The organism is Pseudomonas sp. COW5 (assembly GCF_026240005.1).
GTDB lineage: Bacteria > Pseudomonadota > Gammaproteobacteria > Pseudomonadales > Pseudomonadaceae > Aquipseudomonas > Aquipseudomonas kribbensis.
In genome coordinates, this window is record NZ_JAPHVP010000001.1 from 3,379,414 (window position 1) to 3,401,830 (window position 22,417).

At 61.0% G+C, this 22,417-nt stretch carries 20 protein-coding genes and 2 tRNA genes; 7 read left to right on the forward strand and 15 right to left on the reverse strand.

Going from position 1 to position 22,417, the window contains the following annotated elements; genetic code table 11:
- Positions 1 to 84: 84 nt before the first annotated feature.
- From OQ248_RS15450 to OQ248_RS15475, 6 genes are all read right to left on the reverse strand, one after another.
- A tRNA-Met gene (locus OQ248_RS15450) sits at positions 85 to 161 on the reverse strand.
- Positions 162 to 247: 86 nt separating this feature from the next.
- Complete coding sequence (locus OQ248_RS15455) at positions 248 to 1,702, reverse strand: amidase (protein WP_265813247.1); 1,455 nt, start codon at positions 1,700 to 1,702, stop codon at positions 248 to 250.
- A 61-nt stretch (positions 1,703 to 1,763) separates the two neighbouring features.
- Positions 1,764 to 2,810 carry an extracellular solute-binding protein gene (locus tag OQ248_RS15460; RefSeq protein ID WP_085709282.1) on the reverse strand — a complete coding sequence of 349 codons (1,047 nt, stop codon included), beginning with the start codon at positions 2,808 to 2,810 and terminating at the stop codon, positions 1,764 to 1,766.
- 27 nt (positions 2,811 to 2,837) lie between these two features.
- A complete protein-coding gene (locus OQ248_RS15465; RefSeq protein WP_085701815.1) occupies positions 2,838 to 3,644 on the reverse strand; it encodes an ABC transporter permease in 807 nt (268 codons plus the stop codon).
- Positions 3,644 to 4,564 (reverse strand): ABC transporter permease, encoded by a 921-nt coding sequence (locus OQ248_RS15470; RefSeq protein ID WP_085709284.1) that lies wholly within the window; start codon positions 4,562 to 4,564, stop codon positions 3,644 to 3,646. Before OQ248_RS15470 ends, OQ248_RS15465 begins: the two co-directional genes overlap by 1 nt.
- 15 nt (positions 4,565 to 4,579) lie before the next feature.
- Positions 4,580 to 5,698: an ABC transporter ATP-binding protein gene (locus tag OQ248_RS15475; RefSeq protein ID WP_265813248.1), complete on the reverse strand. Its 1,119-nt coding sequence runs from the start codon at positions 5,696 to 5,698 to the stop codon at positions 4,580 to 4,582.
- A 226-nt stretch (positions 5,699 to 5,924) separates the two neighbouring features.
- Here OQ248_RS15475 and OQ248_RS15480 point away from each other — a divergent pair, with 226 nt between their 5' ends.
- Positions 5,925 to 6,827 (forward strand): LysR substrate-binding domain-containing protein, encoded by a 903-nt coding sequence (locus OQ248_RS15480; RefSeq protein ID WP_248739384.1) that lies wholly within the window; start codon positions 5,925 to 5,927, stop codon positions 6,825 to 6,827.
- Here the strand turns inward: OQ248_RS15480 and OQ248_RS15485 are convergent.
- Entirely contained in the window at positions 6,820 to 8,877 is a 2,058-nt protein-coding gene (locus OQ248_RS15485; protein ID WP_265813249.1) for a methyl-accepting chemotaxis protein, read from the reverse strand. The genes OQ248_RS15480 and OQ248_RS15485 overlap by 8 nt on opposite strands.
- A gap of 333 nt (positions 8,878 to 9,210) precedes the next feature.
- Here OQ248_RS15485 and OQ248_RS15490 point away from each other — a divergent pair, with 333 nt between their 5' ends.
- Positions 9,211 to 10,428 (forward strand): MFS transporter, encoded by a 1,218-nt coding sequence (locus OQ248_RS15490; RefSeq protein ID WP_265813250.1) that lies wholly within the window; start codon positions 9,211 to 9,213, stop codon positions 10,426 to 10,428.
- Between the two features lie 63 nt (positions 10,429 to 10,491).
- Here the strand turns inward: OQ248_RS15490 and ychF are convergent, their stop codons facing one another.
- From ychF to OQ248_RS15530, 8 genes are all read right to left on the reverse strand, one after another.
- Positions 10,492 to 11,592, reverse strand: coding sequence for a redox-regulated ATPase YchF (gene ychF, locus OQ248_RS15495; RefSeq protein ID WP_085709288.1), 1,101 nt, complete (start codon positions 11,590 to 11,592; stop codon positions 10,492 to 10,494).
- Positions 11,593 to 11,614: 22 nt separating this feature from the next.
- A complete protein-coding gene (pth, locus tag OQ248_RS15500) occupies positions 11,615 to 12,199 on the reverse strand; it encodes an aminoacyl-tRNA hydrolase (protein ID WP_007951726.1) in 585 nt (194 codons plus the stop codon).
- Positions 12,200 to 12,369: 170 nt separating this feature from the next.
- On the reverse strand, positions 12,370 to 12,969 hold the full coding sequence (locus tag OQ248_RS15505) for a 50S ribosomal protein L25/general stress protein Ctc (protein ID WP_085709289.1): 600 nt from the start codon (positions 12,967 to 12,969) through the stop codon (positions 12,370 to 12,372).
- A 140-nt stretch (positions 12,970 to 13,109) separates the two neighbouring features.
- Complete coding sequence (locus OQ248_RS15510; RefSeq protein ID WP_003171603.1) at positions 13,110 to 14,051, reverse strand: ribose-phosphate pyrophosphokinase; 942 nt, start codon at positions 14,049 to 14,051, stop codon at positions 13,110 to 13,112.
- 45 nt (positions 14,052 to 14,096) lie between these two features.
- Positions 14,097 to 14,171, reverse strand: a tRNA-Gln gene (locus OQ248_RS15515).
- A 37-nt stretch (positions 14,172 to 14,208) separates the two neighbouring features.
- Entirely contained in the window at positions 14,209 to 15,060 is an 852-nt protein-coding gene (gene ispE / locus OQ248_RS15520) for a 4-(cytidine 5'-diphospho)-2-C-methyl-D-erythritol kinase (protein WP_265813251.1), read from the reverse strand.
- A gap of 2 nt (positions 15,061 to 15,062) precedes the next feature.
- Positions 15,063 to 15,680 carry a lipoprotein insertase outer membrane protein LolB gene (lolB, locus tag OQ248_RS15525; RefSeq protein ID WP_085709291.1) on the reverse strand — a complete coding sequence of 206 codons (618 nt, stop codon included), beginning with the start codon at positions 15,678 to 15,680 and terminating at the stop codon, positions 15,063 to 15,065.
- Between the two features lie 3 nt (positions 15,681 to 15,683).
- Positions 15,684 to 17,408 (reverse strand): tetratricopeptide repeat protein, encoded by a 1,725-nt coding sequence (locus OQ248_RS15530; protein WP_248739380.1) that lies wholly within the window; start codon positions 17,406 to 17,408, stop codon positions 15,684 to 15,686.
- A 182-nt stretch (positions 17,409 to 17,590) separates the two neighbouring features.
- Between OQ248_RS15530 and hemA the strand changes: the two genes are divergently transcribed.
- Genes hemA through murI form a run of 5 tightly spaced genes read left to right on the forward strand, consistent with a single transcriptional unit; the run spans position 17,591 to position 22,320 of the window.
- Entirely contained in the window at positions 17,591 to 18,877 is a 1,287-nt protein-coding gene (hemA, locus tag OQ248_RS15535) for a glutamyl-tRNA reductase (protein WP_085700892.1), read from the forward strand.
- On the forward strand, positions 18,874 to 19,956 hold the full coding sequence (prfA, locus tag OQ248_RS15540; protein WP_114885501.1) for a peptide chain release factor 1: 1,083 nt from the start codon (positions 18,874 to 18,876) through the stop codon (positions 19,954 to 19,956). The genes hemA and prfA overlap by 4 nt, the downstream gene beginning before the upstream one ends.
- A complete protein-coding gene (gene prmC, locus OQ248_RS15545) occupies positions 19,957 to 20,787 on the forward strand; it encodes a peptide chain release factor N(5)-glutamine methyltransferase (RefSeq protein ID WP_265813252.1) in 831 nt (276 codons plus the stop codon).
- On the forward strand, positions 20,781 to 21,536 hold the full coding sequence (locus OQ248_RS15550; protein ID WP_265813253.1) for a molybdopterin-synthase adenylyltransferase MoeB: 756 nt from the start codon (positions 20,781 to 20,783) through the stop codon (positions 21,534 to 21,536). The genes prmC and OQ248_RS15550 overlap by 7 nt, the downstream gene beginning before the upstream one ends.
- Positions 21,529 to 22,320 (forward strand): glutamate racemase, encoded by a 792-nt coding sequence (gene murI / locus OQ248_RS15555; RefSeq protein WP_265813254.1) that lies wholly within the window; start codon positions 21,529 to 21,531, stop codon positions 22,318 to 22,320. The genes OQ248_RS15550 and murI overlap by 8 nt, the downstream gene beginning before the upstream one ends.
- Positions 22,321 to 22,417: the final 97 nt, after the last annotated feature.

A 22,417-nucleotide genomic window follows, 5' to 3' on the forward strand; every position in this document is an offset into this window, starting at 1 on the left:
AGATTCATACCGATCCAGCGGGGAGGGCAATTTTCTCGAGGCATAAAAAAACGGCCTACCTTTCGGTAAGCCGTTTTTAGTACTTGGTGGCTACACAGGGACTTGAACCCCGGACCCCAGCATTATGAATGCTATGCTCTAACCAACTGAGCTATGTAGCCAAGTGGCGCGCATTATTCCCCTGAAATGGAAAAGCGTCAAGCGTAAATTTCAAAATTTTTTCTACGCTTTCAACCGTTTATCAAAATCAGGCGTTCAACAGTGGCGAAGGGCAGCGCTGGAACCAGCGACTGGCCTGCTCATATGCGTGCGCCAGTTGCAGAACGGCGAAGTCTGCCTGATGCCGGCCGATGATCTGCAACCCCATCGGCAACCCCCGTGCATTGAAGCCGGCCTGGACGTTCGCCACCGGGCAACCGGATAACGTGCCGGGAATCACCACCTCCATCCAGCGATGATAAGTGTCCATGTTCACGCCCTCGATCGCGGTCGGCCACGGTTGCATCTTGTCGAACGGGAAGACCTGCGCGCTGGGCAGCAGCAGATAGTCGTACTGTTCGAACAAGCGTGAGATCGCCCGGTACCAGTCACTGCGCACCACCGAGGCGGCGAACACTTCGCTGGCCGAGAGCTTCAGACCGTTTTCCACTTCCCAGCAGGCTTCCGGTTTCAGCAGCGCCCGTTTCTGCGGATCGGCGTAAGCTGCGCCCAGGGAGCCGGCGACCATCCAGTGGCGCAAGGTACGCCAGCTGCTCCACAGTTTCTCGGGGGCAAATTCCGGACGCACCGGCTCGATATGGCAACCCAGGCTTTCAAAGTCGGCAAAGGTCTTTTCACACAACGCGAGGATGCCGTTTTCCATGGGCAGATACCCGTTGAAGTCGCCGAGCCAGCCGATCCGGGTGCCGGTGAAGTCGCGCTCCAGCGGTGCGGTAAAGGCCTCTCCGGATTCACGGATCGACAACGGCGCCCGGGCATCGCCGCCGGCCTGCACCGACAGCAGCATCGCGGCATCACGCACACTGCGCGCCATGGGCCCTTCATAGCCGAGTTGATCGAAGAACAGATCGGCACTGTCGTCGAACGGTACGCGTCCCTGAGACGGGCGGAAGCCGAAGATGTTGTTGAACGCTGCCGGGTTGCGCAGCGAGCCCATCATGTCGCTGCCATCGGCCACCGGCACCAGATGCATCGCCAGCGCCGCCGCCGCGCCGCCACTGCTGCCGCCCGCGGTTTTGCTCGGGTCAAAGGCGCAGCCGGTGGCCCCGAACAACGGGTTGTAGCTCTGCGAACCGAGGCCGAATTCCGGGGTGTTGGTCTTGCCGATGATGATCGCGCCGGCAGCCTTGATCCGCTCGACCATGATGCCGTCACGCTCGGGAATGAAATTCTTGAACAGCGGTGAGCCCAACGTGGTGCGGATGCCGCAGGTCAGCGACAGATCCTTGATGGCGTGGGGCAGGCCGTGCATCCAGCCCCGGTATTGGCCCCGGCTCAGTTCGGCGTCCCGTGTGTCGGCCTGGGCCAGCAGATCTTCCGGCGCTTGCAGGCTGATGAGTGCGTTGACTGCCGGGTTGAACCGGTCGATGTGGGCAAGATAGGTCTGCATCACTTCGCGGCAGGAAACCTGGCGCAGGCGGATGCGTTCGGCGAGCTCGATGGCCGGCAACAGGACCAGTTCGCTGATGTTATTGGAGTTCATGACGACGGCGCCCTTCAGACGGCTGGAAAAACGCCCCGGCCTCGTGCCGGGGCGGTAGAAATCAACGCATCAGGTTGGTCCAAAGACGATCGGCCAGACGGATCGCGCCTTCACCGCAGGTCTTGCTGAACACCACGTGGGTGCCCTCGGGAATATGCAGTTCCGGTGCATCCTTGAGGTTTGCGTCGAGGAACGGTTCGACGCCTTTGATCGGGCTCTGATGCTTGAGGAAGTTCTGGGTCATCGCCGAGTTTTCCGGCTGGCTGAGAAATGCGATGAACGCCTTGGCATTCGCCGGGTTCTTGCTGCCGGCGGGGATGACCATGTTGTCGACCCAGGCCAGCACCCCTTCTTTCGGGTACAGGTATTTCAGGCTCGGTTTCATCTCGCGGGCGCGCATTGACGAACCGCCCCAGAACATCGACATATCGATTTCGCCCGAGGCGAGGTTCTCGCGGATCGAGCCGGCCTTGGAGCTGTAGGTTTTGACGAATGGCTTCTGCGCCTTGAGCAGCGTGAGGATTTGCTGCATCTGTTTCGGGTCCTCGCTGCACAGCGGGATGTTCAGGTACAGGCTGGCCATGTCGACCATATCGCTGACCGAATCGAACATGTTGATCCGCCCCTGCAACTCGGCCGGCGGCTCATAAAGCACCTTGTAGCTGTCGGCCGGGCCTTTGTAGCGGCCACTGTCGAGCACCACGCTGGTGGTGCCCCAGATGAACGGCACCGAATAGGCGCCTTCCGGATCCCAGCTCGGTTTCTTCAGGTTGTCGACCACGCTGGCGTAGTAGGGCTCCTTGACCGGATCGAAGCGCTCCAGCAGGTTTTCCTTGATCAGGATCGGAATGAACTGGTGCGAGGGAATCGCCACGTCGTAACCGGCGCCACCCTGTTTCAGTTTGGCCAGCAGCGTCTCGTTGGAGTCGTAGGAGTCAACGGTGACTTCGATGCCGGTCTGCTTCTGGAATTTGGCGAGAATCTCCGGTGAAAAGTAACCGCTCCAGCTCACCACGTTGAGTTTTTCGGCGGCCTGAACACTCCCGGCCATGACCAGCGGCACAGTCAGAAACAACGAAGTACCGACGCTTTTTATCCACTTGCTCATGCTATTTCCCCACGGTTCTTGGAAGGTTCAGGCGTTCTTTTTGCCCAGCAGGTAAGAGAGGCTGACAAACAGCACCGAGACGCCCAGGATCAGGGTCGACACGGCGTTGACGTCGGGTGTCACGCCCATGCGCAACAGGCCGAAGATGAAGATCGGTAGCGTTGTGGTGCCGGCCTGGGAGACCATCATCGAGATCACGAAGTTATCCAGCGAGACGATGAACGCCAGCATCAGTCCGGAGAAAATCCCCGGCATCAGCAACGGCAGGGTTACTTTGCGGAAGGTCCGCCACGGCCCGGCATACAGGTCGGCCGAGGCTTGTTCCAGCGACAGGTCCATGTCGTTCAGCCGGGCCCGGATCGGCAGATAGGCAAACGGAATGCAGAACACCGTATGGGCGATGATCAGATTGCCGTAGCCGAGCGACAGGCCGATGGTGGAGAACAGCGCGAGCGTGGCGACGCCAACGACGATTTCCGGCAGCACCAGCGGCAGCATGATCGCGCCCATCGACAGTTGCAGGCCCTTGAACTTCGCGCCCCGTGAGGTGCCGAGGGCCGCGAGGGTGGCAATCGCCGTGGCGACCATGCTGGCGCACACCGCGATCAGCAGACTGTTGCCGGCCGCCTGGCGCAGCGCCTGATTGGCGAACGCGGCGCGATACCAGTCGAGGCTGAAGCCGGTCCATACCGTGGCCGACTGGTTGGCGTTGAACGAGAACACCACCAGCACCACGATCGGCGCGTAGAGGTACAGGTAGAACAGGAAACTGAAACCGCCGAATCCGGGGAAATCCTGGACGCCCAGCCCCTTGCGTTTGAGCAGACCGATCATCACGCACCTCCTTTGGCGATGCGCTGACGTTCGGCGCGCAGGGCATAGACCGTCAGCACCAGCATCACCGCCGCCATCAGCACCAGCGACAACGCTGCGCCGAACGGCCAGTTACGGGCATCGCTGAACTGCCGGAAGATCAGGTTGCCGAGCATCATCCGCGTACCGCCGCCGAGCAGTTCCGGGGCGATCATCGCGCCCAGGCACGGCACGAAGGTGAGAATGGCGCCGGCGAGAATTCCCGGTCTGGCGATCGGCAGTACTACTTTGCGCAAGGTGCGCAGGCGTCCGGCATACAGGTCCTGAGCGGCCTCAAGCAGACGGATATCCATTTTTTCCAGCGTGGCGTAGATCGGCAGAACCACGAAGGGCGCATAGGTATAAACCAGCCCCAGCAGCACGGCACCGTCGGTGTACAGCAACTGCAGCGGCTCATGGATAACGCCCAGGCCCATCAGACTGTTATTGATCACCCCGGTGTTACGCAGCAACAGAATCCACGCGTAGGTGCGGATCAGCAGGTTGGCCCAGAACGGCACGGTGATCAGGAAGATCAGCAGCCCACGCCGATGCGCGGGCTGCATGGCCAGCCACACCGCCACCGGAAAGCCGATCAGCAGCGTGATGACGGTGGTCAGGCCGGCAATTCCGACCGAGCGCAGGGCGATGATCAGGTAGGAGTCGGCGAAGGCCAGGCTGTCGTCCATTTGCCGTTCGAACAGCAGGGAGGTGTAGGCGTCGCTGCTGAACACCTTGTTGACCCCGCCATAGGGGTTGGCTTCCATCAGCGAATAACCGATGACGATCAGGATCGGCACCACCAGAAACAGGGCGATGGCGATCAGCGCCGGGCTGACACCGAGGAAGCTCTGGAACGCCCTTCGGCGTTCAAGCGTGTTGGTTATCGGTAAGGCGTGCATGGCAACTCCTCGGACTCAATCGTGCAGGACGCTGGCGCTTCCCCGGTCGAACAGCAGACCGGCCTGACTGCCCACGGCAAAACGCAGGCTCTGATCGACGCAGTTGGGCGTGCGCACGGTGAGGCGCGAACCGTCGCCGAGGCTGACCTGGTATTGCAGGTCGGTGCCCAGATAAATTTGTGCTTCGACCCGGCACGGCAGCGCCGCCTCCGTGTTGACCTGCACCAGGTGCAGGCGCTCGGGGCGAACAGACAGGGTCACGCTGGCACCCGGTTGCACGTCGTTGCACGGTTGCGCCGGCAACGGATGTCCGGCCGGCCCGGCGAACCACGCCATGCCGTCCTCGACCCGAGTGACGCTGGCCTGAATGAAGTTGGTTTCGCCGATGAAGTCGGCCACGAAGCGATTGCGCGGCCGTTCGTAGATGTCCTCCGGGCGACCGACTTGCTGCACTTCGCCTTCGGACAGCACGGCGATGCGGTCGGACATGGTCAGCGCTTCTTCCTGGTCGTGGGTGACGAAGATGAAGGTGATGCCGGTCCTGGCCTGGATGCTTTTCAGCTCTTCGCGCATGGCCTGGCGTAGCTTGAGATCAAGTGCCGACAGCGGCTCGTCAAGCAACAGCACCTTGGGATGCGGCGCCAGAGCGCGGGCGAGGGCGACGCGCTGCTGCTGGCCACCGGAGAGCTGCGCCGGTTTGCGATGGGCGAAGCGTTCCATCTGCACCAGCGCGAGCATCTCGCGGACGCGCTCGGCGATCTGCGCCTTGTTCAGGACCTTGCCCATCGGGTGCGATTCAAGGCCGAAGGCCAGGTTTTCGGCGATGGTCATGTGCGGGAACAGTGCGTAGTGCTGGAACACCGTGTTGACCGGGCGCTGGAACGGCGGGCGCTCGGCGATGTTTTCGCCGTAGAGCAGGATCTCGCCCTGGGTCGGAAATTCGAACCCGGCAATCATCCGCAGCAGCGTGGTCTTGCCGCAGCCGGAGGGTCCGAGAAGGGTGAAGAATTCGTTGTCGCGGATATCCAGATCGATGTTTTTCAACACCACCGGACCGGTGGACGGATCGCCGTAGACCTTGCGCACCGAGCGGATCGACACCGCCAGCGTTTGCAGCGAATGCAGGGCATTCATGCGTTACCTCCGATTCCCCCATCGCCTGCGATTGCGCTGTCGGTCAGCGAATCTGTCGGGCCATGGATATTATTTTTCTGGGCAGGATCGAGATTGCGTACGGGGTGAAACCAGCTGTTTTGTTGTTCTGCTGTGGCTCGATTATCGGCGAGGGGTTGCGCGGGGCGAAACTTCAATTTAAACATGGCAGGTGTTAGTTAATTTAATACCGACAGGTGCCAGAAACATGCCCGACCACCGTTTGCCGCCACTCAATGCAGTGCGTGCGTTCGATGCCGCTGCCCGCCTGGGCAGCTATGTCGAGGCGTCGAAAGCCTTGCACGTGACTCAGCCGGCGATTGGCCGGCATGTGAAGCTGCTGGAGGACTGGCTGGGCATTCAGCTGTTCGAACGCACGTCGCGCGGCGTCAACCTGACGCCTGCCGGTGAGAAGTACCACCGCAAGATCGCGACTGCCCTGCAATTGATCATCGAGGCCGGCAAGGAGGCACGTCCCAAAGAGGCCGAGCGCTGGCTGCGGATCATGGTGGTGCCGGGTTTTGCCAAGCGCTGGCTGATGCCGCGCATCGAGGCCATGCGTCACCTGCGTCCGGGGTTGAAGTTTGCCATCGAACCGAACTCGACCTTCACCGAAGTGGATGGCAAAAGCGCCGATCTCGGTATCGTCTACGGCCTCGACGGGCAGTACGCGGACTCCCGTGAAGCGTTGATCTGCCCCCGTGTGTTTCCGATCTGCACCCCTCAATACCTGGCAAGCATCGAGCCGCTCGGCGGTCCGGCCGATCTGGTCCGGCACGAGTTGATCCACGTCGATGACGGCGAGTGGTGGAACCTGTGGTTCGCCGCCCATGACCTGGATATTCACCTCAATTCCGACATGCTCTACGTCAACAACGATCACGCGTTATCGGTGGCCGAGAGCGGGCAGGGCATCGCGTTGGCCAACGAGGTGCTGGTCCGCGAAGAACTCAGGTCCGGCAAACTGGTGCGCGCAGTGGACGCTCAGGTGAAGCTGGAAAGCTATCGGGTGCTGACGCCGTCCGCCGAGCTGTCGGCGGATGCGGCGTGGTTCATTCAATGGCTCAAGTCCGAACTGGAAAAGGACTTCCCCGAAGCGCTGATCAACTGAGCCGGAAGCGTGCGGTGTTGTCGCTCAAGGCCTTGCTGCCCTGGCTCAAGGTGTCTGCCGCCAGGTTGACGGCCCGCGCGCCGTCGAGCAGGCGAACCGCTGCCTGATCGACCTGCTGGATATTGCCGCTGACCTCATCGGCGGTGCTGGCCTGTTCTTCCACCGCCGTAGCGATCTGGGCGAGGGTGTCGGTGACACTCTGCACGGCGCTGGCAATTTCCCCCAGACGTTCGCCGAGCCCGGTGACGGCTTCGGCATCCGATTGCGCCTGACCGCAGGCCGCCTCCATCAGGCTCACCGCTTCATTGACCGTGTTGCGCAGGCTGTCGACCGTCCCGGCAATCTGCGCGGTGGAAGATTGCGTACGCTGCGAGAGGCTGCGCACCTCGTCGGCCACCACGGCAAAACCGCGACCCTGTTCACCGGCGCGAGCGGCTTCGATGGCGGCGTTCAGCGCCAGCAGGTTGGTCTGTTCGGCGACGCCGCGAATGGTGTCGACCACCAGTTGAATCTGCTGCCCTTGCTCGCTGACCCGGCCCAGCGCTGCCGCCGTTTCGTTCAGGCGCTGATTGAGCTGCTGAATGCTCGCCGTGGTGCGTTGACTGTCGCGGCTGCTGTCGGTGGCGATGCGCCGGGTCTGCTGGGCGCTGCCGGAGGCCTGTTCGCAACTCTGCGCCACACCCTGGGACGTGGCCGCCAATTGCGTGGCGGCGGCAGCGATCTGGCTGATCTGCAATTGCTGGGCTTCGACCTCGCTGAGAGCGCCGCTGGAGTGATCGTTGAGGCTGCGCACCGCGTGGCTCAGTTGCGAGGTTTCGTGGTCGACACCCAGCAAACTGGTGCGCAATTGCACCACGGCCACGTTGAGCGCGGTGCTGATCGAGGCCAGTTCATCGCGACCCACGACAGGCACTTGCAGGCTCAGATTACCGTCGCGCAACGCTTCGGCGAGCACCGTGATGCCGCTGGCGCTGCGACGGATCGAAGCCTGCAGGCAGACGAACAGGTATAGCGCCGCGAGCAACAGGCAACCGAACACCGCCGCGACCACGATGAACTGACGGATCGCCGAACCGTGGTAATCGTCCAGTCGCTGATCCAGCGCCACCAGTGATTGCTGACGCAGCGTGGCGAGATTGCCGAGCAGGGCATCGAGGCTGCGTTCGAAGTCTTCCGGTTTGAGATTGATGCTGCCGCCGAACACGCCGTCATCCAGCACCTTCAAACCGGTATCCAGTTGTTTGAGGCTGTCGTGGTACTGCCCGGCCCAGCCTTGCAGGTCGTTCGGCAGCCGCGCTTCCAGAAGGCTTGCCGTTTTAACAAGCTGCTCGCGGGCATCACCGATGCGGCTGCGCAGGTCCCGCAGTTGCAGGCGACTTTGCAGGGTGAACTGACCGGAGACTACGGATGCTTGCCCGACCGCCGCGAGTCGGCCGACCCGTTCGATCAGGTCCGGTGCGTGCTGGGTGGAAATCTGCGTCAGCAGATAGGTTTCCAGCCACGGCGCGAGGATCAGCCGATTGTCCATCGCAATTTGCTCACGCAATGCTTGCAGGGCGCTGAGGGCGTTGGTGAAGCGATCGTAACCGTCCGGCCACCAGCCGACGCCGGCCAGGCTCTTGGAGTCCAGACCGCCGAGCGCGGTTTGCAGGGCTTGATAACGGGCCAGGGTTTCACCTTCTGCAGCTTCGGCTTGCAAGGCATTGCCCAGATCCACTGTGGCCTGTGCGACGGCAGGTTGCACACCATCGAATGCAGCCATGGCGGCGAGGGTGGCGGGCGTCGGCTGGCGGTTGGTTTCCGTGGCACGCCAGCGAGCCGCACGGTCGCGCTGAGCAGCGAGCAGGTTGTCGAGCGCATCGAGGGCGAGCAACTGCCGCACGCCGGCACGTTCGCCGGAAATCAGGTTGAGCTTGACGCGATAGTCCTGGCCGATCATCAACAGGCTGCCGGCCAGCGGCAGGATGAACAGCAGAAACAACAACTGGAATTTACGCGCGAAGCCAAACCGCCCCAGCAATTTGATCCCCGGTAACAAGAAAGCCTGCATGCCCCATGACTCCTCTGGACACCACGCACCATTGGCGTGCGTCGCGCTCTTTGCGAGCGCGATCCGTGCCCTGCTAAAAGGCTTCGAAAGTCCACTCTCGCCCGCTCTGTAGGCAGGCTCTGTAGCAGAACTTCCCATTCTCGATCCCCTTTGTAAGGGGGCCGCGTTCAAGCCAAGAAGCAAGGCAAGAATCAGACCATGGCTTTGCGCTATCACTTTTGCTGCGATGAATGAATAGTTCGTTAGCTGGCTAAGGGGATGGCGCTGGCGCACCGAAAAATGGCACATTGACGCACCTGCCTGCGTGCACCCATCTGCTGTACGGAAACTCCCATGGCTATCAGCAACGTTCAGACCGCCGCTGCGACGGCGTCCGCTCCTCCCCAAAACAGTCCACTGGTGATGCGCATCATCGGCGCGGTGGCGCTGGCGCATTTGATCAACGACCTGATCCAGTCAGTGCTGCCGTCGATCTATCCGATGCTCAAGGCCAACTACGGCTTGAGCTTCACTCAGGTCGGCCTGATTACCCTGACCTTTCAATTGACCGCTTCGCTGTTACAGCCGTGGGTCGGTTATCACACTGACCGGCATCCGAAACCGTGGCTGTTGCCGGCCGGGTCCGTGTGCACGCTGGTTGGCATTGTGATGATGTCGATGGTCGGCAGTTTTCCGCTGATTCTGCTGGCGGCAGCGCTGATCGGTATCGGTTCTTCGACCTTTCACCCGGAAGCTTCTCGTATCGCCCGACTGGCGTCAGGCGGGCGCTTCGGTCTGGCGCAATCGACCTTCCAGGTCGGCGGTAACGCCGGTTCGGCATTCGGCCCGTTACTGGCGGCAGCGATCATCATTCCCTTCGGGCAGGGCAATGTGGCGTGGTTCGGGCTGTTCGCGGTGTTTGCGCTGTTCGTGCTGTATCGCATTAGTCGCTGGTACGCCCATCACCTGAACCTGTTCAAGCTCAAGGCCGGGCAAGCCGCCACTCATGGACTGTCGAAGGGCAGGGTGGTCAGCGCGCTGGTGGTGCTCGGGTTGCTGGTGTTCTCCAAGTATTTCTACATGGCCAGCCTGACCAGTTACTTCACCTTCTACCTGATCGAGAAATTCGACCTGTCGGTGGCCAGTTCCCAGTTGCACCTGTTCCTGTTCCTAGGCGCTGTGGCGGCGGGCACGTTCTTCGGCGGGCCGATTGGCGACAAGATCGGCCGTAAGGCAGTGATCTGGTTCTCGATCCTCGGGGTGGCGCCGTTCACCTTGCTGATGCCGCATGTCGACCTGTTCTGGACCAGCGTCCTGAGTGTGGTGATCGGCTTCATTCTGGCCTCGGCGTTCTCGGCCATCGTGGTGTACGCGCAGGAACTGGTGCCGGGCAATGTCGGGATGATTGCCGGGGTGTTCTTCGGGCTGATGTTCGGCTTTGGCGGGATTGGCGCGGCGTTGCTCGGGCATCTGGCGGACATTCACGGTATCGAATACGTGTACTTCCTGTGCTCGTTCCTGCCGTTGTTCGGGGTGTTGGCGATCTTTCTGCCAAAAACCAAAAAGGCCTGACGGGCTGAATTTCAGGCACAAAAAAGCCGCGTATCAAACGCGGCTTTTTCTTGGGGGCAGCTTTTACACGTTGAAGCGGAAGTGCATCACGTCGCCGTCCTTGACGATGTAATCCTTGCCTTCCAGACGCCATTTACCGGCTTCCTTGGTACCGGCTTCGCCCTTGTACTGGATGAAGTCGTTGTAGGCGATCACTTCGGCGCGGATGAAGCCTTTCTCGAAGTCGGTGTGGATCACGCCAGCGGCTTGTGGTGCGGTAGCACCGACGCGGACGGTCCAGGCGCGGACTTCTTCGACACCGGCGGTGAAGTAGGTCTGCAGGTGCAGCATTTCGTAGCCGGCGCGGATCACGCGGTTCAGACCAGGCTCTTCCAGGCCCAGGGCCTCGAGGAACATGTCTTTCTCTTCACCGTCGTCCAGCTCGGCGATTTCCGCTTCGATCTTGTTGCAGACCGGAACGACCATGGCGCCTTCTTCTTCGGCGATGGCCTTGACCACGTCCAGGTGCGGGTTGTTCTCGAAACCGTCTTCAGCGACGTTGGCGATGTACATGACCGGCTTGGTGGTCAGCAGGTGGAAGCCCTTGATGATCGCCTTCTCGTCGGCGCTCATGTTCTTCATCAGGCTGCGCGCAGGCTTGCCTTCGGTGAAGTGCGGGATCAATTGCTCCAGCAGGGCCTTCTGGGCCACTGCGTCCTTGTCACCGCCCTTGGCGTTGCGCGCGACTTTCTGCAGTTGCTTCTCGCAGCTGTCGAGGTCGGCGAAGATCAGTTCCAGGTCGATGATTTCGATGTCGCGCTTCGGGTCGACGCTGTTGGAAACGTGGATCACGTTCTCGTCTTCGAAGCAGCGCACGACGTGAGCGATGGCGTCGGTTTCGCGGATGTTGGCCAGGAACTTGTTGCCCAGGCCTTCACCTTTCGATGCGCCGGCAACGAGGCCTGCGATGTCGACGAATTCCATGGTGGTCGGCAGGATGCGCTTCGGATTGACGATTTCCGCCAGAGCATTCAGGCGTGGATCAGGCATCGGCACGATGCCGCTGTTCGGCTCGATGGTGCAGAAGGGGAAGTTCTCGGCCGCGATCCCGGATTTGGTCAGGGCGTTGAACAGGGTGGACTTGCCGACGTTAGGCAGGCCGACGATGCCGCAATTGAATCCCATGGTGTTTCCCCTCGGATTAGAGTCAGGCCTTCTGGCTGTGCAGGTTTTTCATCGCGCGGTTCCATTCACCGGCGAGGATATCCGGCAGCACGCCGAGGGCAAAGTCGATGCTGGCATCGAGTTTTTCCTGTTCGGCGCGTGGCGCACGACCCAGGACGAAATTTGAAACCATACTGGCGACGCCCGGGTGGCCGATGCCAAGCCGCAGGCGGTGGAACGTATTCTGATTACCCAATTGCGCAATGATGTCGCGCAACCCGTTGTGACCGCCATGGCCGCCGCCCACCTTGAGCTTGGCGACGCCCGGAGGCAGATCGAGTTCGTCGTGCGCCACCAGGATTTCTTCGGGCTTGATGCGGAAGAAACCGGCGAGTGCCGCCACGGCCTGGCCGCTGCGGTTCATGTAGGTGGTGGGAATCAGCAGACGAACGTCCTGACCCTGATGCGAAAAACGCCCGGTCAGGCCGAAATACTTGCGATCGGCCACGAGATTCACATTCTGTGCGTGGGCGATGCGCTCAACAAAAAGGGCCCCTGCGTTATGCCGGGTCTGTTCGTATTCGGCACCTGGATTTCCCAGGCCAACGATCAGTTTGATGGCAGTCACGATAGGGGCCCTTCCTTGGAGTGGTGGATAACATCGCCGCGATCGGGGAAGGCGGCGAAAGTGGACGAAAAATGCTCATTTACCATGGATGTAAACTCCGCGTTCCCGCCCGCTTTCTCGCTACGTTCCAGTCCGCGATGTTACCTGTTCACTCCGGCTTTACAGAGTGATTACTCTGCAGCGCCTTCGGCAGCTTCTGGAGCAACACGTGGAGCGTGGACGTTGGCAACAGCCTTGTCATCGCCGTGTGCCAGAGCAACGAACTCAACACCTTTAGGAGCTTTCAGGTCCGACAGGTGAATGATGGTGCCGATTTCGGCTTTGGCCAGGTCGACTTCGATGAACTCAGGCAGGTCTTTGGCTTCGCAGGAAACTTCGATTTCTGCAACAACGTGCGAGATCTCGCCGCCTTTCTTGACCGGAGCTTCTTCGTTGATGAAGTGCACTGGAACAACAGCAGTCAGTTTCTTGCCGGCAACAACGCGTACGAAGTCGGCGTGCATGATGAACTGCTTGGCCGGGTGACGCTGCATGGCTTTAACAACCACGTCTTGCTTGACGCCGCCGATGTTCAGTTGGATGACGTGGCTGAAAGCAGCCTCGTCTTCGAACAGCTTGGCTACTTCTTTAGCCAGCATCATGATGGACTCAGGAGCCTTGTCACCACCGTAGACAACGGCAGGAACCTGGCTGGCGAGACGACGCAGGCGGCGGCTCGCACCTTTCCCCAGGTCGGTACGCGCTTCGGCGTTCAGGATGAAATCAGTCATTTTGTATCTCCAAAATAGCCATGTCCGGGCGACGTCTGCGACCGACGTCAAAGCGGCATGGGCAAAAAAGCCCCGCCCCAACATGAGTGTTGGGGCGGGGCGCTTTTCGTCAACGAGACATTTCGAGAAGGGCAGGGCCCTTAGCGGAACATCGCGCTGATCGATTCTTCATTGCTGATGCGGCGAACCGCTTCGGCAACAACCGGTGCGATATCCAGTTGACGGATACGTGCACAGGCTTGTGCTGCTGCGGACAGCGGGATGGTGTTAGTGACCACCAGCTCGTCCAGCACGGAATTTTCGATATTCTCGATGGCCCGACCCGACAACACAGGGTGTGTGCAGTAGGCAAAGACCTTGGCTGCGCCATGCTCTTTCAGGGCCTTGGCCGCGTGGCACAGAGTGCCGGCGGTATCGACCATGTCATCGACCAGGATGCAGGTACGCCCTTCGACATCACCGATGATATGCATCACTTCAGAGTGATTGGCTTTCTCACGGCGTTTGTCGATGATCCCGAGATCCACGCCCAGGGATTTGGCAACGGCACGTGCACGCACGACGCCACCAATGTCCGGGGACACGATCATCAGGTTCTCGAAGCGCTGATCTTCGATGTCATCCACCAGAACCGGGGAGCCGTAGATGTTATCTACCGGAATATCGAAGAAACCCTGAATCTGGTCAGCATGCAGATCAACCGTGAGAACACGGTCGATGCCGACTACGGTAAGCATGTCAGCAACGACTTTCGCGCTGATAGCCACACGTGCGGAACGCGGACGGCGATCCTGACGGGCATAACCAAAATAAGGAATAACAGCAGTGATACGAGTAGCCGAGGAGCGGCGGAAGGCGTCAGCCATCACTACCAGTTCCATCAGGTTATCGTTGGTCGGAGCGCAAGTCGGCTGAATAATGAAAACGTCTTTACCGCGAACGTTTTCATTGATCTCGGCTGTAATTTCGCCGTCGGAGAATTTACCGACAGAGATGTCACCGAGAGGGATATGCAGCTGACGTACGACACGCCGAGCCAGATCGGGGTTAGCGTTCCCCGTAAAGACCATCATCTTGGACACGCGCAGTACCTAGAGGCTGAGGGTAACCTGGATGAGTATAGAAAATGGCAGGGGCGGCTGGATTCGAACCAACGCATGGCAGGATCAAAACCTGCTGCCTTACCGCTTGGCGACGCCCCTGTATCTGTTGCTTGCAAGTGCCGGGCACTTGGTTCCTTTAGAGCAGACTTTGCAGCTTGCGATGCAACATCGAAACGTTGCTTCCTTTTGCTACAAACCCTGTAAGGGTCTCTGTCAGAAGGGCCGAGACTTTATCAGCTTCAGCTTTGCTTGGGAAGCCCCCAAACACACAACTTCCAGTTCCGGTGAGTTTTGCTTCGGTAAAATTACCTAACAAATTCAATGCGTTACGTACTTCTGAATAACGCCTTGCTACCACCGGCAAGCAGTCATTTCGACTGTTTCCCTCGGGAACGGGGCGCACTTTAATGGGCGGCGTGTTACGTGTCAACAATGGATCTGAAAAAATTTCTGCCGTACTAACAGAGACTTGCGGTACGAGCACGACATACCACGGTTCGGCGGGCTCGACCGGGGTCAGTTTCTCGCCGACACCTTCGGCGAAAGCCGCGTGGCCACGGACGAACACCGGCACGTCGGCGCCCAGGCTCAGGCCCAGTGTTGCCAGCCAATCTTCATCCCAGCCCAACTGCCAAAGATGATTGAGTCCGAGCAGGGTGGTCGCCGCATTCGAGCTGCCGCCACCGATGCCGCCGCCCATCGGCAGGATCTTGTCGATCCAGATATCGATGCCGAGGGCGCAGCCGGATTGTTCCTGAAGTTTTTTCGCCGCACGCACGATCAGGTTGCTGTCGTGGGGCACGCCGTCGAATTCGGTGTGCAGGCGAATCACGCCATCGTCACGGACGGCGAAGGTGATTTCGTCGCCGTAGTCGAGGAACTGAAAAATCGTCTGCAACTCGTGATAGCCGTCTTCACGACGACCGAGAATGTGCAGCATCAGGTTGAGTTTGGCCGGAGAAGGCAACGTCAGGCGTGGAGCGGTCATGCTTATTGCCCCAGTTTGCGCGGTTGCCAGGTCTTGATGACCAGCGTCACGTCCAGATCGGTGCCGTGCAGTTTGATCCGCTCGGGCAGCCAGTAACCATTCTGTTCGGCATAACCGAGGTATTCGACCTGCCAGCCGTCCTGTTCCAGATTGGCCAGGCGACTGTCGGCATCGAGGGTCAGGCGGCTCTTGCTGGCCGGAGCCGGCAGACCACGCACCCACCAGGACAGATTCGACACCGGCAGTTTCCAGCCCAGCTGTTCTTCCAGCAGGACTTCCGGGGATTGCGCGTCATAGCGGCCCTGGTTGGCGACTTCCAGCGAAACCTTGCCCGGGCGACCGGTCAATCGCGCCGCGCCGCGACCCAGCGGGCCGGACAGGCGGATGTCGTAATAATCCTGGCGCTGCAGCCAGAACAGCGTGCCGCTGCCCGAGTCTTTCGGGGCGCGGATGCCGATCTTGCCGTCGATCTGCCAGCCGTCGAGGCCGGTCAGTTGCTGTTTGTTCGCGGCCCATTGTGCCGGGCTGCCATGGCCCTCGACGGATTCGCGGGCGCCAAAACCCGCGCAACCGGCGAGCAGGGCGATGAAACTGAAAACAATGACGTGGCGCAAAAACATGAGTTAAAGAGTCTCGGATCCGGTCAAGCGCTTGATGGTGCTGCGCAGGATGGTGCTGTCGGGCTGATCCTTGAGGAACTTGCCCCAGATTTGTTTGGCTTCGCGCTGGTTACCCTTGGTCCACAGGACTTCGCCCAGGTGAGCGGCGACTTCGTGATCGGGGAAGCGTTCCAGCGCCTGACGCAGATACTTCTCGGCGTCATCCAGGTTGCCCATGCGGAAATTCACCCAGCCGAGGCTGTCGAGAACCGCCGGGTCTTCCGGATTGATCTGGTGCGCCTGCTCGATCAGCGCCTTGGCTTCGGCGTAGCGCGTGGTGCGGTCGGACAGGGTGTAGCCGAGGGCATTGAGCGCCATGGCGTTGTCCGGGTCGCGCTTGATGATCAGGCGCAGGTCTTTTTCCATCTGCGCCAGGTCATTGCGTTTTTCCGCCTGCATGGCCCGGGTGTAGAGCAGGTTCAGGTCATCCGGGTATTGCAGCAACGCCTGTTGCAGGGTTTTCCAGGCCTTGTCGCCCTGATTGTTGGCGGACAGGGTCTCGGCCTCGATCAGGTACAGCTGGATCGCGTAATCCGGCTGCGCGTCACGTTCGGCGGCCAGTTTGCTCTGGGCTTCGGCGGTCTTGCCGTTGTTCATCAGGATGTCGGCCTGACGCAATTGCGCCGGCAGATAGTCGTTGCCCGGCCCGACCTGGGCGTACTCTATCAGCGCGCCTTGCGGGTCGTTGCGTTCTTCGGCGATGCGCCCCAGGTTCAGATGCGCGGAATCGACATGGCTTTCCCGGGCGATCAGGTCTTCCAGGTAACCCTTGGCCTCGTCCCAGGCCTTGGCTTCCAGGCACACCAGCGCCAGCGAATACCGCAGTTCGTCGTCTTCCGGATATTGCTGGACCAGCGTGGAGAACTCGACCTTGGCATCGTCCATCCGGTCCTGTTCCACCAGCATCCGCGCGTAAGTCAGGCGCAGGCGCTTGTCGTCCGGGTACTTCTTGATGTTCTTCTGCAGCAGGGGCAGGGCTTCGTCGCCACGGTTCAGCCCTTGCAGCAGGCGGGCACGCAGCAGGATCGGGGCGATTTCGCCATCGTCCGGCGGATTGTCTTCAAGCAGGGTCAGCGCACCTTTGGTGTCGCCGTCCTGCTGCATCAGCAGGGCCTTGCCGAAAATCAGCTGATTGTTGTGCGGGTGACGCTGCAGCAGACGGTCGAAACTCTTCATCAGACCGTTGCGGGTTTCCTGATCGGTGTCGGCGGCCGACAGCGCGAGGAAATCGAAATGGGTGTCGCCCTTGCCCTGCAGGACTTTCTCCATGTAGACCATCGAGTCGTCATAACGCCCGGCGCGTGCCAGCTGCACAGCGGCGGCGCGTTGCGCTTCGAGGTCATCCGGGGCGTTTTTCGCCCAGATCAGTGCGGTATCCAGCGCCGGTTGATCCGCGCCCAGGTACTCGGCGATACGGAACGCCCGCTCGGAAACACCCGGATCCTGGGTGTTGATGGCCTGGGTCACGTAGTTGTCCAGGGCAATGTCGAAACGATTGCGCTGGCCGGCGAGTTCGGCGCTCAGCAGGCTGAACACCGTTTCCTGGCTGAACGAGCTGTAAACCTTGGGCTTTTCAGGGGCTGGCGTGGTGTCTTCGACCGATGAGGCGCCATCGTGCGAAACGGGGGCCAAGGCCTGGCAGCCGCTGAGGAAGACAAAAGCAAGGAGCAACGCGGAAGATCTATTCATATAGGAAGAGGACGACTAACCTGCGGTCGGATCATCATGACACAAGCCTTCGGCCAAACATAACCGAGTCTCGATTGTGGCCATTATAGGGGCCGACAATTGGGACAATAGTCAGCGGTAGTTGTTCTGAATCTGACGAAGTAGGACAATTGCCGGCTTCACGTCACCATCAGCGACCTTGAATGGCCTTCCTTGCACTCGGTATCAACCACAAGACTGCTTCAGTAGACGTCCGCGAGCGCGTGGCCTTTACCCCTGAGCAGCTGGTGGAGGCCTTGCAGCAGCTCTGCCGACTCACCGACAGCCGCGAAGCTGCGATCCTTTCCACCTGCAATCGCAGTGAACTGTATATAGAACAGGATCAGCTTTCGGCCGATATTGTGCTGCGCTGGCTGGCCGACTATCACCATTTAAGCCTCGATGAGCTGCGCGCGAGTGCTTATGTGCATGAAGATGATGCGGCAGTTCGTCACATGATGCGCGTCGCCTCCGGGCTCGACTCGCTGGTGCTGGGCGAACCGCAGATCCTCGGCCAGATGAAATCGGCCTACGCCGTGGCCCGCGAGGCCGGCACCATCGGGCCGCTGCTGGGCCGCTTGTTTCAGGCGACTTTCAACGCCGCCAAGCAAGTGCGCACCGATACCGCCATTGGCGAGAACCCGGTGTCCGTGGCGTTTGCCGCGGTCAGCCTGGCCAAACAGATTTTCAGCGACCTGCAACGCAGCCAGGCCCTGCTGATCGGCGCCGGCGAGACCATCACCCTGGTCGCCCGCCATCTGCATGATCTGGGGGTCAAGCGTATCGTGGTGGCCAACCGCACGCTGGAGCGCGCCAGCCTGCTGGCCGAACAGTTCGGCGCCCACGCGGTATTGCTGTCGGACATTCCGGCCGAACTGGTGCGCAGCGACATCGTCATCAGTTCGACCGCCAGTCAGTTGCCGATCCTCGGCAAGGGCGCCGTTGAAAGCGCCTTGAAGCTGCGCAAGCACAAGCCGATCTTCATGGTCGACATCGCCGTTCCCCGGGATATCGAACCGGAAGTCGGCGAACTCGACGACGTTTACCTCTATAGCGTCGACGATCTGCACGAAGTGGTCGCCGAAAACCTCAAGAGCCGTCAGGGCGCAGCGCAAGCCGCCGAAGAGATGGTTTCGGTCGGCGCCGACGATTTCATGGTGCGCCTGCGCGAACTGGCGGCGGTCGACGTGCTCAAAGCCTATCGTCAACAGAGCGAACGCCTGCGCGACGAAGAACTGCAAAAGGCCCTGCGCCTGCTGGCCAATGGCGGTAACGCCGAAGACGTGCTGGGCCAGTTGGCCCGTGGCCTGACCAATAAACTCCTGCACGCCCCGAGCGTTCAGTTGAAAAAGCTTTCTGCCGAAGGCCGCCTCGATGCGCTGGCCATGGCCCAGGAACTCTTTGCCCTCGAGGGCTCACCGGATAGCTTTTCGGATAAAAAACCGCAATGAAAGCGTCACTGCTCAATAAGCTGGATATCCTCCAGGACCGTTTCGAGGAACTGACGGCGCTGCTCGGCGACGCCGAGGTCATTTCCGACCAGACCAAATTCCGCGCCTATTCCAAGGAGTACGCCGAAGTCGAACCGGTCGTCGAAGCCTATAAACAGCTGCTCAAGGCCCAGGCCGATCTGGAAGGCGCCCAGGCGCTGCTCAAGGACGGCGACCCGGACATGCGCGAAATGGCCGTGGAAGAAGTCCGCGAAACCAAAGAGCAACTCATCGAGCTGGAAGCCACCTTGCAGCGCATGCTGCTGCCCAAGGATCCCAACGACGGGCGCAACGTGTTCCTCGAAATCCGCGCCGGCACCGGTGGCGACGAGGCGGCGATCTTCTCCGGCGACCTGTTCCGCATGTACTCGCGCTACGCCGAGAAGCGCGGCTGGCGGGTGGAGATCCTTTCGGAGAACGAGGGCGAGCACGGCGGTTATAAAGAAGTCATCGCCCGGGTCGAAGGCGACAATGTCTACGGCAAGCTGAAATTCGAGTCCGGCGCCCACCGCGTACAGCGCGTGCCGGCCACCGAATCCCAAGGCCGCATCCACACCTCGGCTTGCACCGTGGCTGTGTTGCCGGAGCCCGACGAGCAGGAAGCGATCGAGATCAACCCGGCGGACTTGCGCGTCGACACGTACCGTTCCTCCGGGGCCGGTGGTCAGCACGTCAACAAGACCGACTCGGCGATCCGTATCACCCACTTGCCGACCGGCATCGTGGTCGAGTGCCAGGAAGAACGTTCCCAGCACAAGAACCGGGCGCGGGCGATGGCCTGGCTGTCGGCCAAGCTCAACGACCAGCAAACCACCGCAGCGGCCAACGCCATCGCCAGCGAACGTAAATTGCTGGTGGGTTCCGGTGACCGCTCCGAGCGGATCCGTACTTACAACTTTGCCCAGGGCCGGGTCACCGACCACCGCGTCAACCTGACCCTGTATTCCCTCGACGAGATCCTCGCCGGTGGCGTCGAAGCGGTGATCGAACCGTTGCTGGCCGAATACCAGGCCGACCAACTGGCAGCGATAGGTGAATAAATGACCATCATCGCCAGCCTGTTGCGCGCCGCCGAACTGCCGGACTCGCCCACCGCACGTCTGGATGCCGAGCTGCTCCTCGCCGCGGCGCTGGGCAAGTCCCGCAGTTTTCTCCACACCTGGCCCGAACGCATCGTGCCCAGCGAAGCCGTGCTGGTCTTCACCGAATACCTGCAACGCCGCCGCAGCGGCGAGCCGGTGGCCTACATTCTCGGCCAGCAGGGTTTCTGGAAACTCGATCTGGAAGTCGCGCCGCACACGCTGATTCCGCGCCCGGACACCGAACTGCTGGTAGAGGCCGCACTGGAGTTATTGCCGGCGACCCCGTCCAAGGTTCTCGACCTCGGCACCGGCAGCGGGGCGATTGCCCTGGCCCTGGCCAGCGAGCGTCCGGAGTGGAGCGTCACCGCTGTGGATCGCGTACTGGAAGCCGTGGCCCTGGCCGAGCGCAACCGTCAGCGTCTGCACCTGAACAACGCCACGGTGCTCAGCAGTCACTGGTTCAGTGCCCTCGAAGGCAAGCGTTTCGAGCTGATCATCAGCAACCCGCCGTACATCCGGTCCGCCGATCCGCACCTGGTCGAAGGCGATGTGCGTTTCGAGCCGGAAAGCGCCTTGGTGGCCGGCATCGACGGGCTCGACGATCTGCGTCTGATCATCGCCCAGGCGCCGGCGCATCTGGAGGCCGGTGGCTGGCTGATGCTCGAACACGGCTATGATCAAGCCGAAGCCGTGCGCGATCTGTTGCTGACGCAAGGTTTCGAAGAAGTCCACAGCCGCACCGATCTGGGCGGCCATCAACGGATCAGCCTGGGGCGCCTGCCGTGCTGAATGATCAGGAATTGTTGCGCTACAGTCGGCAGATCCTCCTGCAACACATCGACATCGATGGCCAGTTGAAGCTCAAGGACAGCCGCGTGCTGATCGTCGGCCTTGGCGGTCTCGGCGCTCCGGTTGCCTTGTATCTGGCGGCGGCGGGCGTCGGCGAACTGCATCTGGCGGATTTCGACACGGTCGACCTGACCAACCTGCAGCGCCAGATCATCCACGACACCGACAGTGTCGGCATGACCAAGGTCGACTCGGCGCTCAAGCGCCTGAGCGCAATCAATCCTGAAATCCGACTGGTGCCCCATCGTCAGGCACTCGACGAGGATTCCCTCGCCGCCGCCGTGGCAGCGGTGGATCTGGTGCTCGACTGCTCGGACAATTTCTCCACCCGCGAAGCGGTCAACGCCGCGTGTGTGGCAGTCTGCAAACCGCTGGTCAGCGGCGCGGCGATCCGCCTCGAAGGACAACTGTCGGTGTTCGACCCGCGTCGCGCCGAGAGCCCTTGCTATCACTGCCTGTACGGTCACGGCAGCGAAGCCGAACTGACTTGCAGTGAAGCCGGCGTGGTCGGTCCGCTGGTGGGGCTGGTCGGCAGCCTGCAAGCGCTGGAAGCCTTGAAGTTGCTGGCGGGGTTCGGCGAGCCACTGGTGGGGCGCCTGCTGTTGATCGATGCACTGGGCTCGCGATTCCGTGAGCTGCGGGTCAAGCGGGATCCGGGATGCAGCGTCTGTGGTTCGCACCATGCGTGAAGCGCCGATCGCCGTATTCGATTCCGGCGTCGGTGGCCTGTCGGTGCTGGCGGAAATCCAGCATCTATTGCCCCATGAATCGCTGCTGTACCTCGGCGATTGCGGCCACATTCCTTATGGCGAGAAAACCCCGGAGTTCATCCGTCAGCGTTGCAGCGTGATGGCCGGTTTTTTCCGCGAGCAGGGCGCCAAGGCGCTGGTGATCGCCTGCAACACTGCGACCGTGGCCGGCGTTGCCGATCTGCGGCGTGATTTTCCCGACTGGCCGATTGTCGGCATGGAGCCGGCGGTCAAACCGGCAGCTGCGGCGACACGCAGCGGCGTGGTCGGCGTCCTCGCCACCACCGGCACCTTGCAGAGCGCGAAGTTCGCGGCCTTGCTCGACCGTTTTGCCACCGATATCCGGGTCATCACCCAGCCGTGCCCGGGGCTGGTGGAGCTGATCGAAAGCGGCGACCTGCACAGCGAAGCGCTGCGTCAGTTGCTTCACCGCTATGTCGAACCGCTACTGGGCGCGGGTTGCGACACGATCATTCTTGGCTGTACCCATTACCCGTTTCTCAAGCCGCTGCTCAAGACGATGCTCCCCGCCGACATCAGTCTGATCGACACCGGCGCCGCCGTGGCCCGGCAACTTCAGCGCCTGCTGGCCGAACGCGATCTGCTCGCCGCCGGCCCGAATCGCCCCGCCAGATTCTGGACCAGCGCCGACCCGCAGTCCTTGAAAAACATCCTGCCGCTGTTGGGACAAACACCCGGCGATGTGCAAAGCTTCGCGATGTAAGAAAGTTGTGTCATAACTGAAAAATCAGCTGAACTTCTGTTCAAGCGCCGATTTCTATAAGCGTCAAGCACACTAAAAACCATACGACCGTTAGGAA